The following is a 12057-nucleotide window of genomic DNA, read 5'->3' on the forward strand; positions in this document are numbered from 1 at the left end:
CGCGTGATTCGGGCCGGAACTCGCGTGATCCGGGCCGGAACTCGCGTGATTCGGGCCGGAACTCGCGTGATTGGAGGCGACACGGGTCAGCGGGCCCAGAGGCGGCCGACTCGGAACTCGTCGCGGGTGACTCGCCAGGCTCCTCGCTTCACCAGCTGGCGCGGGTCGACCAGGACGACCGCGTCCGCGGCTTCGATGGTGAGCGGGGGTGGGGCCGAAGTTGTGGTGGGGGTGGGTGAAGACGTGGGGGACGAAGTGGGGGTCGGGGGTGCGCCGGGCTTGACGAGGCCCTCCGGGGGGACCACCGTCTGGCTGGACGCCGTCGGGTTGACCGCGACCCAGCCGTTGGTGAACGTGCGGCTCCAGACGCCGTTGGGCAGCCGGCTCGCCGCGTCGACCGCTTCGCCGAGCCCGGAATCCTGCAGCGTCGACCACTCCGGGTCGCGGTAGTCGTCCGTCGTCGCGCGGGTCCAGCACGTGCGCGGGCCCGCCAGCAACGCCGCGCTCGCGTAACCGGACCGCTCCTCACGCGCGTTGTGTGTCCGCGTCACCAGCAGCAACAGGGACTCGCCGAGCGCCGCCTGCGCGCGCAGTTCCTGGAACTCGTTGCCGCGGAACGTCAGCAACCCGCCGGTGCCGCCGTTCTCGCGGAAGCCGAAGTTCTCCTCCATCGCGCCGCCGAAGCGGGAGTGGGCGGTCCAGCGGCCCGGCACCAGGTGCGTCTCGGACACGTTGGGCACCAGGAGCTTGTCCGCGTTCGTCAGGGCGTCGCCGGCCTTGGCCAGGAACGCGTCCAGGCCGTCGCGGAGCTTGCGGTCGGTCTCCGTGACGTTCGCCGTGCCCGCCAGCACCGCGGACGAGTAGTGGCTCAGGGAGTTGAAGTCGTTGTCCGCGAGGACGCCGTCCCAGCCCTCGCGCTTCACTTCCGCGACGACGGCGTCGGTCCAGGCCTGCTGGTAGTCCTGGTTCCACACCGTCATCTGCCAGTGCTTCGGGTAGCCCTGCCACTCGATCCGGCGGCCGTTGACGTCCTGGGCGAACCACTCCGGGTGGTGCTCCTGCGCGGCGACGTACCCGATCCCGCTCGGCAGGAACACCGCGTCCTGGCCGCTGTCGACCGCGCCCGCATAGTTGCGAGTGCTCGACAGGTCCTTGTACACCAGCACCTTCACCCGCGGGTTGAGCTGGTGCAGCCGGCGCATGGCCGCGCCCTGGTCGGCGTTGAGCACGACGACCTGGTAGCGCTTGGCCGCGAGCTCGATCTCCTGCGCCGTCGGCGGCTGGCCGATCCCGTACCACCACGCGCAGGGCGCCAGGGGCTTCGGCGGCGGCGCGGCGAGCTCCTGCGCCGAGCTGGCGACGCAGCCGGCCAGGCAGCTCGCCAGCAGCACCACCGTGGCCGTCCAGGACGCCGCCGGGCGACGGCGGCTCAGCGTTGCCTTCGGCACAGCAGTTCTCCCACCGTGAGGATGATGATCTTGACGTCGAGCCACAACGACCAGTTCGCGATGTAGTAGTTGTCGTAGCGCGCCCGGTCCGCGATCGAGGTGTCCCCGCGCAGGCCGTGCACCTGCGCCAGCCCGGTCAGCCCGGTCGGCACCCGGTGCCGGGCCCAGTACAGGTCGTGGACGGCGGAGAACTCGTGCACGAACACCGGCCGCTCGGGCCGCGGGCCGACCAGCGACATGTCACCGCGCACGACGTTCCACAGCTGCGGCAGTTCGTCCAAAGAGGACCGGCGCAGGAAGCGGCCGACCGGGCCGACCCGGTGGTCCCCCGCGACCGACCAGCGCGTCTGCGAATCGTCGACGGCGGCCTGCCGGACGCTGCGCAGCTTGAACAGGACGAACGTGCCGCCGTCCATCCCGACCCGCACCTGCCGGAAGAACACCGGGAACCCGCTCTCCACCGCGACCGCGAGCGCGCAGACCGCGATGACCGGGGCGAGGACGACGAGCGCGGCCGCGGCCAGCGCCGTCTCGACCGCGCGCTTGACCCACCAGCTCGGCCGCCGGGTCGGCGCGCCGCCCAGCCACACCAGCGGGTAGCTGCGGAGGCGGTCGACGCCCGGGCCGTCCGGGCAGAGCTCGAACAGGTGCGGCAGCACCAGGGTGACGCACCCGAGGCGGTGGGCGGTGATGGCGGCGTCGACGATCGCGTGGTCGCGGTCGTCGGCCGGGGCGAGGATCACCGTGCCCGCGCGCAGCCGGGTGATGGCCCCGGTGAGGTCGCCGTCGATCCGCTCGACCGGCAGCCCGGACGGCACCGGCTCCCGGCCGGACGCCGCGACGCCGACCGGCAGCAGCCCGAATTCGGGGTGCTCCAGCATGGTGCGGACCAGTTCGCCGCCGATCCGGCCGGACCCCACGACGACGGCCCGGTCGCAGCGCCGCAGCCGGCGCCGCCCCCACCGGCCGAACGCGAAGACGGCCGGGCGGACGGCCTCGCTGAGCACGGCGAAGCACAGCACGACCTCCTGCATCCGGGCCGTGTCGTCGCCGTCCACCCCGGCCACCAGGCCGAACCCGGTGACGAGCGCGAACGCCAGTGCGGTGGCGGTGACCGAACGCGGGAGGTCCTGCAGCCAGGACAGCCAGAGGCGGCGGCGGTGGACGCGGCCGGCCACGCGCGCCCCGGCGAGGGCCGCGGCGGTCACCACCGCGCACGCCGGGCCGGGCCCGGTCCGCAGCACCGCGGTCAGCCAGGCGGCGCCGTCGACGGCGACGAGCAGCACGGCCACGGCGTTGACCCGGGCGAGGAACGGGCGGGAGCGGACGGCGTCGCGCGGCCGGTCGCCCGTGCGGACGCGCCGCTGCGCCGGCACCGCTTCGGTGACGACCGTGTCTCTGAGTTCAGTCACCGGTCTCGACCTCTACTTGACATGAGGATTCCATTCTCGCTTTCTTCACGACTCAGCCATTCGAGGCAACACCGGCTCGATCGGGTGAATTTTTCCGCGCGTCCCCGGAAATGCACTCGATCGGGGCGGCCCACCAACCCGATCCGGTGATTTTCGGGAACACCAAGTAATTCTGATGACACGCATCCTTCCGAGGGACTTCCGGGGCCACTAAAGAAACCACACAACATAGCCGAATAGGACTCGACGGCCGCACGAAACCCGATTCCGGCCGGGTGATGCGCAAAGACGAGACGAGGGGAACCGTGGCACGCGAAGAGACCACCCTGGCCACACTGTCCGAACCGGACCGCACCGGAGGAGACCCCACCGCGGGCCGGACCGGCGGACGGGCGCACGTCGTGCTGCCCGCGTTCAACGAAGAAGCGTCCCTGCCGCCGCTGCTGCACCGGCTCGCCGACGTGGCCCGCACCGAAGAGGTCACCGTCTGGGTCGTCGACGACGGTTCGGCCGACGCCACCGTCGCGGTGGCCGAGGCCGGCTACTGCGGGCTCGACGTCCGCGTCGTGCGGCACCTGGTGAACCTCGGGCTCGGCCGCGCGGTGCAGTCCGGGCTCCGGGCGGCGCTGGAGGAAGCCGGCCCCGACGACGTCGTCGTCGTGATGGACGCCGACGACACGCACGACCCGTCGCTGATCCGCGCGCTGCAGGCGGAGATCACCGCCGGCGCGGACGTCGCCATCTGCTCCCGGTTCGTCCCGGGCGGCGACGACCGCACCGCCCCGTTCGGGCGGCGGCTGCTCTCGCGCGGCGCGGCCCAGCTGTTCCACCGCGCCCTCGACGTCGACGGCGTCCGGGACTTCACCAGCGGCTACCGCGCCTACCGGGCGTCGCTGCTGGCGCGGGCGTCGGCGCACTGGGGCGAGCGGCTCATCGAGGAGCAGGGGTTCGCCTGCATGGTGGAGCTGCTGCTCAAGCTGCGCCACTGCCGCCCGGTGATCACCGAGGTCCCGCTGGCCCTGCGGTACGACCGCAAACAGGGGCCGAGCAAGCTGAAGCTGCGGCGGACCGTCGTGCAATACCTGAAACTGCTCGCCCGCGACCGGCTCAGCCCGGCGCCCTACCGGAAGCTGTGACCCGGTGACCTCTCCCGACTCCCCGCACGTCGCCGTGATCGGCGGCGGCATCTGCGGCCTCGCCGCCGCCCACCGCCTCGCCCGCCGCGGCACCCGCGTCACCCTGCTGGAGAGCAGCGACCAGCTCGGCGGCCTCGGCACGTTCTTCGCCCACGGCGACCGGTGGATCGAGCGCTTCTACCACTGCATCATGCCGTCGGACGCGAGCCTGCTGGCCCTGCTGGGCGAAGTCGGCCTGCGGGACGCGGTGCGGTGGCGGGAGACGACGATGGGCATGGTCGTCGACGGCCGCCACCACGGTTTCAACTCCCCGCTCGACCTGCTCCGCTTCTCCCCGCTGCGGCTGCACGACCGCGTGCGCTTCGGCGTGGTTTCGCTGCTGCTGCGCCGGTTGGGGCAGGGCCGCGACCTCGACACGCTCCGCACCGAGGACTGGCTGCGCGGGCTCTACGGCGGCGTCGTCTGGGAGCGGCTCTTCGCGCCGATGTTCGGCTCGAAGTTCGGGCCGTCGTTCGGGGACGTGCCGGCGCTGTACCTGTGGCAGCGGCTCGGCCGCGAGCGCAACGTCGCCACCCGCGGCTACCCGGACGGCGGCTACAAGGCGATCATCGACGCCCTGCGGACGTCGATTTCGCGCGAGGGCGGCGTGGTGCGCACGTCGACGCCCGTCCGGCGGCTGAGCAGCGGCGACGGCCGTTCGGTCGTCACCCTGGCCGACGGCGAGGTCCTGGAAGCCGACCACGTGATCTCGACGGTGCCGCTGCCGTTGCTGCGGCGCATCGCCGACGACGCGCTCGCCGCCCGGTTGCCCCAGGTGGAGCTGCCCTACCAGGGCGTGGTCAACGGCGTGTTCTTCCTCCGGAAGCCGGTCACCGAGCACTACTGGACACCGGTACTGCACTCGGGCACGGAGTTCGACGGCGTCGTGGCGATGTCCGCGCTGGCCGGCGTGCACGACGGCCGCCACCTGGCGTACGTCATGCACTACACGGACCGCGGCTCCCCGCTGTACCGCGACGACGACACGGCGATCGCGGCGCGCTGGACGGCACAGCTGCGACAGCTGTACCCGCAGCTCGGCGCGGACGACGTCGAGGAGGTCCGGGTGTTCAAGGCACCGTTCGTGGAACCGGTGTACCCGCTGGGATACCTGGCCCAGCGCCCGCCGGTGACGGTCGAGGGAACCGGACTACTGCTGGCCACCACCGCCCACGTCTACCCGGACGTCACGAGCTGGAACTCGAGCGTCCGGCTGGCCAACGACGTGGTCTCCTTGCTGGCGGATCAGCCCGCCGCCGCCCCGGCTCGCTGATCGAGGAGGGCGGCGAGGGCCGTCGCGATGCGGGTGGCGGCGGATCCGTCGCCGTACGGGGAGGGGAGGTGGTGGAGGCGCTCGCGGTGGGCGGCCACGTCGTCGAGCCAGCGGGCCACCTCCGCGCCGATGCCCGGGCCGGGGAGCACCCGGGTGCCGAACGTGCCGGCGATCTCCGGGCGCTCCGTGCTGCGCCGGACCACCACCACCGGTCGTTTGAGGACACTTGCTTCCTCTTGGATGCCACCGGAGTCCGACACGAGGACCGCCGCCTCCGCGGCCAGTGCGAGGAACGCCGGGTAGGCCTGGGGCTCCAGCTCGACCAGCGGCTCCAGCAGGTGCCGCAGGCCGAACCGGTCGATGCTCTTGGCCGTGCGCGGGTGCAGCGGGAACACCACCGGCAGCGGCAGGCGGCCCAGCTCGTGCAGGATCACCGCCAGCCGCGCGGCGTCGTCGACGTTCTCCGGGCGGTGGATCGTCGCCAGGACGAAGCGGTCGCGCTCCAGGCCCCGGGCCGACAGCACCGCCCGGCGGTCCTCTGTGGACGGCAGCGCGGCCTGCAGTGCCTCGACGACGGTGTTGCCGGTGACGGTGATCCGGTCCTCCGGCACGTTTTCCGCCAGCAGGTGAGTCCGGTTGAGCTCGGTCGGCGCGCAGCACAGGTCGGCGAGGTGGTCGATCAGCACCCGGTTGTGCTCCTCCGGCATCGCCCGGTCGTGGCTGCGCAGCCCGGCCTCGACGTGCACCAGCGGGAGGTCGTGCGCGTTGGCCGCCAGCGCGCCGGCGAGCGCCGATGTCGTGTCGCCCTGGACGATCACCGCCCGGCCGGGCCGGTCCGCGAGGACCTCGTCGACCGCGCTGATCGTCCGGCCGAGCTGGCCGCCGCGGCGGCCGGCACCCACGCCGAGTTCGTGGAACCGGTCGGACGGCGGCAGATCCGCGCGGATGCGCGAGTACAGCGAGCGGTCGTAGTGCTGTCCCGTGTAGACGACGGCGCACTCGTCGCCGAACACCCGCATCAGCGGCGCCAGCTTGATCAGTTCCGGCCGCGTGCCGCAGACCAGCGTGATCCCCCCGGTTCCGGCGGGCCCCACGGCCGGCGAGCCGGCTCCACGGAAATCTGCGGTGGTCGTCGACATGCGGTGCGGTCCTTTCGGGCGGGGAGTTCGCCGCACGCTACTGACCGGAACCCGGAAACCGCGGGACACTCAGTCGATCGTGTGACGACACGGTGTCGCCCGGTGGAATTGCGGACGCCCTAGACTGACCGCGATCGGAATACCGGACAGGACGGCCCGCTCTTGCTCAAGAAATTCGCGGTACTGGCGCTCGTGGCCCTCACGGCCACCGTTTCCGCCTCCGCTCCCCGCGCCGACACCGGGCCGGACTTCCTCCTCCCCGACCTCCGCCAGGCCCCGCCGGGGTGCGCCGGCGGCAGTGCCGGGCTCCTCCCGCTGTGCACGGCCTGGGACGTCTGCCCGGTGATCGACCCGGCCGCGCCCAACGGCCCCTGCGTCGCGCCGTCGGCGGCGAAGGCCGTCCGGCTGCGGTTCACCAGCTCGGAGGAGAACGTCGGCGACGGGCCGCTCCTGCTGTACGGCCGCCGCGACACCACGCAGCAGGCGAACATGACGGTCCGGCAGGCGCTGCGCATCGGCACGACCGGGGCGATCCCGGGCAGTTACGCGGCGGCACAGCGGGCCACCGGGGCGTTCACGTACTACGAACCGGCGCTCGCCCACCAGCACTGGCACCTGATGAACTTCGAGCACTTCGCGCTGGTTTCCCGGCAGGGCAAGACGGTGGTCACCGACCGCAAGAACGGCTTCTGCCTCGGCGACCGGTTCGAGGTGCACGACGCCGCCCTGCTGGCCCACGTCCCGGGCGACACCGGACCCGACGCCGACCTCGCGGCGACCCTGCGCGAAAACATGTGCCGCCACCACGAACCCACGGCCCTGGAAGTGCTCGAAGGGATTTCGGTCGGCTCGGGCGACGACTACAAGTTCACCGTGGACTTCCAGTGGCTGGACATCACCCGCGTCCCGACCGGGACGTACGACCTGGTGAACACGGTGAACGCGGACCGGACGCTGCTGGAGACGAACTACCGCAACAATTCCTCGGCGATCGCGCTGTCGATCTCCTGGCCGCAGGGGATGCCGGAACCGGACGGGCCGATCCCGGCCGCGCCGGTCGTCAAGCTGCTGCGGAGCTGCCCGGGCCAGCCGCGCTGCGCCTGATCCACCGTCACCAGGGACGGCCCGCGGTGAGACGAGCCGTGAAGCCGGTCTCGTCCCGGTGCAGCGTCACCTCGCTGCAGACCTGGTGCGCGATCCACAACCCGCGGCCGCCGATGCTCCGGTCCGCCGGCAGCAGCCCGGCGAACGGATCGGCCGGCCCGGGCCCGGTGTCGTGCACCGAAACGACCATCTGCCCGGCGCCGGCCCAGATCCGCACCCGGACCGGCGGGCGGCCGTGGCGGAGCGCGTTGTCCACGATCTCGCTGACCGCCAGCACGAGGTCGTCCACCTCGTCCGCGGGCAGGTCCACCGGCGCCGTGGCCAGCACCGCCCGGCGGGCGTCCGACGGCCGCGGGTCGGCGAGCTCGGCCAGCGGCGCGGTGCCTTCGATCGGAAGCGGCGCCATCGGCCGCGGGTCGGCCAGGAACGCCAGCGGGTCGACGTAGCCGGTGTTCGTCCGGTGCCCGCCGCCGGCGGTGGCGACGAAGGGGTGTGTGCGGGCCACGTCGTCGAGGACGTGGCGGGGCGTCGTCCGGGTGTCGTACGCGCACATGCTGCGCAGCGGGAACTCGCCGTAGGCGTGGTTGACCGCCGCCTCGTAGCGGGCCCACCAGTCCCACGACGTGTCGATCGCCGCCTGCGGGATCTCGCCGAAGATGCGGATCCCGGCCGCGCCACCGGCGACGAACCCGGCCAGCAGCTCGCGGTAGGACTTGATCGCCGCGGCGGGCCGCGCGTACAGGTCACTGGTGGACAGGTACTCCACCCGCGCCGACGACGGCAGGGCGGCGCGCACCAGTTCGGCGCGTTCCGGCTCCAGCGACACCAGCGTCGGTTCGCCGCCGGCCAGCCCGCCTTCCAGGAACGGCACGGCGACGGCGAGCAGGTCCTCGTCGCCGCTGTAGTGGACGGCGGCGTGGTCGTAGCCCTGGACGTTCATGCGGCACGCTCCACGCGCACGCCGGGCAGGTCCAGCAGCTCCAGGAGCCGCGCCGGCGTGGACAGTTTCGTCCGCAGCACCACCGTGGTGGCGTGCCGCTCGGCGTAGTCGGCCAGCGCGACCAGGCTGCGGTGGTCGACGAAGTCGAGGCCGGCGGCGTCGATGGCGATCGTTCCTCCTTCGGACCGAAGGCCGGCGCGCTCCAGCGCCAGCGGCCAGCTCCCGCGAGACTCCAGGTCCAGCTCCCCGTCGAGCGCCGCGGCGCTGCCGCCGCGCGCGTGGCCGTGCAGGTGGAACCGGGTCCCGCCGTCGTAGTCGGTGGGGTGCATGCACGCCAGCTGCGCGACGACGTCGCCGCCGAGCTCGGCCACGTCGTAGCCGCACATCGCGGACATCGGGTGGCCGGCCATGTAGTGGTCCACCAGGTGCTCGTAGCGGGCGAAGGCGTCCACCTGGGCCGGGGTGCGCACCAGCGACGTCACGTCGGCCGCGACCCGCAGCCCGGTGAACCCGGCCGCCAGCGCGTCGGAGGTCGCCGCGGTGTAGAGCTCGACCTGGCCGGCGGGGTCGACGACGGCTCCCATGGCGTACGTCGCGTCGACCGAAGCGACCTGGACCGCGCCGCTGTCCAGGCCTTCGTCGCAGCGCTCGTCCGCCCGCAGCTGCCCGGTCAGCGCGGCCTCGTCACCAGGGGCGACGTAGAGCACCCGCTCGCCGGCGGCCAGCCCTTCGGCCAGGAACTCCTGCGCGTGGGACACGAATTCGCCGCGCCGCCGGTACCCCCGGCACACGTGGTCGCGGGGTCTGCTGTCCCGCTCGGTCGGCATCGGCACAGACCGAGACTACGCTGCCGGGCCGGCAGCCGCCCGGACCGCGGGGTCGCGGACCTCCTCCGCCGGTTTCGCGCAGACGCAGAACAGGTTGCCCTCCGGGTCGGCGAGGACGACCCAGTCGTCGGCCGGGTCGTCGTCGACGTGCCGCACGAACCGCGCCCCCAGGCCGATCAGCCGGTCGACCTCGTGCCGCTGGTCGTCGGTGTAGAGGTCGAGGTGCATCTGGTCGCGCGCGGACACCGGCGCCGAGGATCGCTGCAGGGAAAGGTTGACGTACCGGCCGCGCAGCAGGCGGAAGCCGTCGTCTTCGGAGGACGGCTCGAGGCCCAGCGCCGCGCCCCAGAAGCGGGTCATCCTGTCGAGGTCGGTGCAGTTGAGCACGGTGCTGCCGAGCCGGATGGCCATGTCGTCTCCCTGTTCCCGCGGGTGCCACCGGGCTACCCGCCGGACCGGGCCTCGAACCCCCGCTGGTGCAGGTAGGCGGCGATCCGGACCCGCAGGGCCCGGACGTCGGCCAGGTCGACGGTGAAGGGGGCACCCGAGCCGTGGCACGGGCCGTCGACGTGGACGAGGCCGTCCGCCGGGTCGTGCCGGGGCGCCGACCAGGCCGGCTCGCCGTCGAGCGCGAGCCGGCCCGCCCGGGCGCGTGCCGTCCAGTAGGTCGGCAGCTTCATCACCTCGCCGAGCGCCTTGGCGAAGCCGGGGAGGTCTTCCTCGCGCAGGACCAGTCCGCGCGACATCCCGGGTGCCGCGGCTTCGGGGCCAGTGGGTGTGAAGGTGGCCTGGTCGCCGGCGGTCCGAATCGTCCACCGGGGCAATTCGGTCAATGTGGGCACGGCTGCTCCTCGTTCTCGCCTTCCCCCAGGCACCACCCACCCTAATCGATCTCCGCGCGGGCCACCGCCGTCAGCCGGCGAGCGCGAAGCCGGCGTGCGGTGGCTGGTTGTACGCCGTGTTCTGCCACGCGACGGCCTCCCGGTACTGGCGGTCCTGCATCAGCGACACGTGCGAGATGCTCGTCGCGTCCGTGGTCGAGTAGATCCGCAGCGCGCGGTTGTCCGACGTCGGCCAGACGACCTCCTCGCGCCAGTCGCCGAACAGGTCGGCCTGCAGCGACGGCGTGCTCTTCGTGCCGTTGTTCGCGTGCACCCCCGAGGCGGTCAGCAGCCGGGTGTCACCGCCGGTGCCGTACTTGTCGATGTGGGTGCCGTCCAGCAGTTCGCGCTGAGCGTCGCCGTCCCAGTAGATGACGAAGTTCGCCGACGACGGCTTGCGCCCGATGTCCTGGCCGCTGGTGTTCAGCAACCCGGACACCGCGGACGACCACGACTCGGCGCCGGGGCTGCCGGCGTAGATGTCGTCCGAGACGCCGCGGCCGTTGTCGCAGTTGCAGGAGGCGTTCTGCCAGATGATCTGGCCGGTCCTCGCGTCGGCCATCCAGGCGGCGGGCTTGGACTTGTCCTCGTCCACCTTGAACTCTTCCAGGCCGGCCCGCGCCGGGATCAGGTCGCCGACGTGCATGGCGTCGCCGTGGCCGTTGCGGGTGTTCCACAGTGGACTGCCGTTGTCGTCGATCGCCATCGCCCCGAAGACGATCTCGTCGCGGCCGTCGCCGTCGGTGTCCGCGATGGCCAGCTGGTGGTTGCCCTGGCCGGTGTACTGCGAGCCGGCCGAGTTCGAATCGAACGTCCACCGCTTCGTCAGCGCGCCGTTGCGGAAATCCCAAGCGGCGATCACGGTCCGGGTGTAGTAGCCGCGGCTCATGATCAGGCTCGGGCGGGAGCCGTCCAGGTACGCCGTCCCGGCGAGGAACCGGTCGACGCGGTTGCCGTAGCTGTCGCCCCACGAGGACACCGTGCCGCGCGGCGGGTCGTAGTTCACCGTGGACACCGCGGCACCGGTCTGGCCGTTGAACACGGTGAGGAACTCCGGGCCGGACAGGACGTACCCGCTCGAGTTGCGGTAGTCGGCGCTCGCGCTGCCGATCACCTGGCCGGTGCCCGACCGGGTGCCGTCGGCGGTCTTCATCGCCACCTCGGCCTTGCCGTCGCCGTCGTAGTCGAAGACCTGGAACTGCGTGTAGTGCGCGCCGGCGCGGATGTTGCGCCCGAGGTCGATCCGCCAGAGGCGGGTGCCGTCGAGCCGGTAGGCGTCGACGTAGACGTTGCCGGTGTAGCCCGACTGCGAGTTGTCCTTCGAGTTGGTCGGATCCCACTTCAGCACGAGCTCGTACTGGCCGTCGCCGTCGAGGTCACCGGCACTGGCGTCGTTGGCGGTGTAGGTGTAGCTCTCCCCCGACGGTGTCGTGCCGCCGGACGGCGGCTGGATCGGGACGTCCCGGGTGCTCGCGGCGAGACCGCCCTGCAAGGTCAGCGAGTCCTCCGCGGCGAAGGCGGACATCCGCTCGACACCGCCGACGACCGCCCGCACGGTGTACCGGGCCCCGGCGGGCGCGCCCGCGTCGACGAAGCTCGTCGGCCCGCTGACCGGGTTCGCGGTCACCTTGGCGCCGTCGCGGTAGACGTTGAACGCCACGCCGGCCGGGTCGCCGGCCAGCAGGCGCCAGCCGACGGTGTTGCCCTGTGCGGTGTGGACGCTGACCACTCCGCGGTTCAGCCGGTCGAGCTGCGGAGCGGCGGCCGCGCCGGCGGCCGGGGCGGGCAGCAGCCCGGCCACGACCAGGCCGGTGGCGGCGAAGACCAGCCGCTTGCCGAAGTCACGCATGGTTCCTCC

The 12057-nt window shown here is 72.6% G+C and carries 11 protein-coding genes; 3 read left to right on the plus strand and 8 right to left on the minus strand.

The annotated features are described in order from the left end of the window. Nucleotides 1-86: 86 nt before the first annotated feature. On the minus strand, nt 87-1448 hold the full coding sequence (locus tag ACWEF6_RS03210; protein ID WP_449681405.1) for a putative glycoside hydrolase family 15 protein: 1362 nt from the start codon (nt 1446-1448) through the stop codon (nt 87-89). After that, the gene (locus ACWEF6_RS03215; protein WP_449681406.1) at nt 1430-2860 is read right to left on the minus strand and encodes an exopolysaccharide biosynthesis polyprenyl glycosylphosphotransferase; all 1431 of its coding nucleotides are present in this window, start codon (nt 2858-2860) and stop codon (nt 1430-1432) included. The genes ACWEF6_RS03210 and ACWEF6_RS03215 overlap by 19 nt, the downstream gene beginning before the upstream one ends. A 305-nt stretch (nt 2861-3165) precedes the next feature. On the opposite strand from ACWEF6_RS03215, the gene ACWEF6_RS03220 reads away from it, so the two are divergent. Next, nucleotides 3166-3996, plus strand: coding sequence for a glycosyltransferase (locus ACWEF6_RS03220; protein WP_449681407.1), 831 nt, complete (start codon nt 3166-3168; stop codon nt 3994-3996). 4 nt (nt 3997-4000) lie between these two features. After that, nucleotides 4001-5308 (plus strand): NAD(P)/FAD-dependent oxidoreductase, encoded by a 1308-nt coding sequence (locus ACWEF6_RS03225; RefSeq protein ID WP_449681408.1) that lies wholly within the window; start codon nt 4001-4003, stop codon nt 5306-5308. On the opposite strand, the gene wecB is transcribed toward ACWEF6_RS03225, so the two are convergent. Then, nucleotides 5281-6447: a non-hydrolyzing UDP-N-acetylglucosamine 2-epimerase gene (wecB, locus tag ACWEF6_RS03230; protein WP_449681409.1), complete on the minus strand. Its 1167-nt coding sequence runs from the start codon at nt 6445-6447 to the stop codon at nt 5281-5283. The genes ACWEF6_RS03225 and wecB overlap by 28 nt on opposite strands. 162 nt (nt 6448-6609) lie before the next feature. On the opposite strand from wecB, the gene ACWEF6_RS03235 reads away from it, so the two are divergent. Further along, complete coding sequence (locus ACWEF6_RS03235; RefSeq protein ID WP_449681410.1) at nt 6610-7551, plus strand: lysyl oxidase family protein; 942 nt, start codon at nt 6610-6612, stop codon at nt 7549-7551. A gap of 7 nt (nt 7552-7558) precedes the next feature. Here the strand turns inward: ACWEF6_RS03235 and ACWEF6_RS03240 are convergent, their stop codons facing one another. From ACWEF6_RS03240 to ACWEF6_RS03260, 5 genes are all read right to left on the minus strand, one after another. Further along, on the minus strand, nt 7559-8491 hold the full coding sequence (locus ACWEF6_RS03240) for an anti-sigma factor RsbA family regulatory protein (protein ID WP_449681411.1): 933 nt from the start codon (nt 8489-8491) through the stop codon (nt 7559-7561). Further along, nucleotides 8488-9318: an MEDS domain-containing protein gene (locus tag ACWEF6_RS03245; RefSeq protein ID WP_449681481.1), complete on the minus strand. Its 831-nt coding sequence runs from the start codon at nt 9316-9318 to the stop codon at nt 8488-8490. The genes ACWEF6_RS03240 and ACWEF6_RS03245 overlap by 4 nt, the downstream gene beginning before the upstream one ends. Nucleotides 9319-9333: 15 nt before the next feature. Beyond that, a complete protein-coding gene (locus ACWEF6_RS03250; protein WP_449681412.1) occupies nt 9334-9729 on the minus strand; it encodes a VOC family protein in 396 nt (131 codons plus the stop codon). A 32-nt stretch (nt 9730-9761) separates the two neighbouring features. Further along, nucleotides 9762-10064: a hypothetical protein gene (locus tag ACWEF6_RS03255; protein ID WP_449681413.1), complete on the minus strand. Its 303-nt coding sequence runs from the start codon at nt 10062-10064 to the stop codon at nt 9762-9764. Nucleotides 10065-10230: 166 nt separating this feature from the next. Then, a complete protein-coding gene (locus ACWEF6_RS03260) occupies nt 10231-12048 on the minus strand; it encodes a rhamnogalacturonan lyase (protein ID WP_449681414.1) in 1818 nt (605 codons plus the stop codon). Between the last annotated feature and the right edge of the window lie 9 nt (nt 12049-12057).

It is taken from the genome of Amycolatopsis sp. NPDC004772 (genome assembly GCF_053601215.1).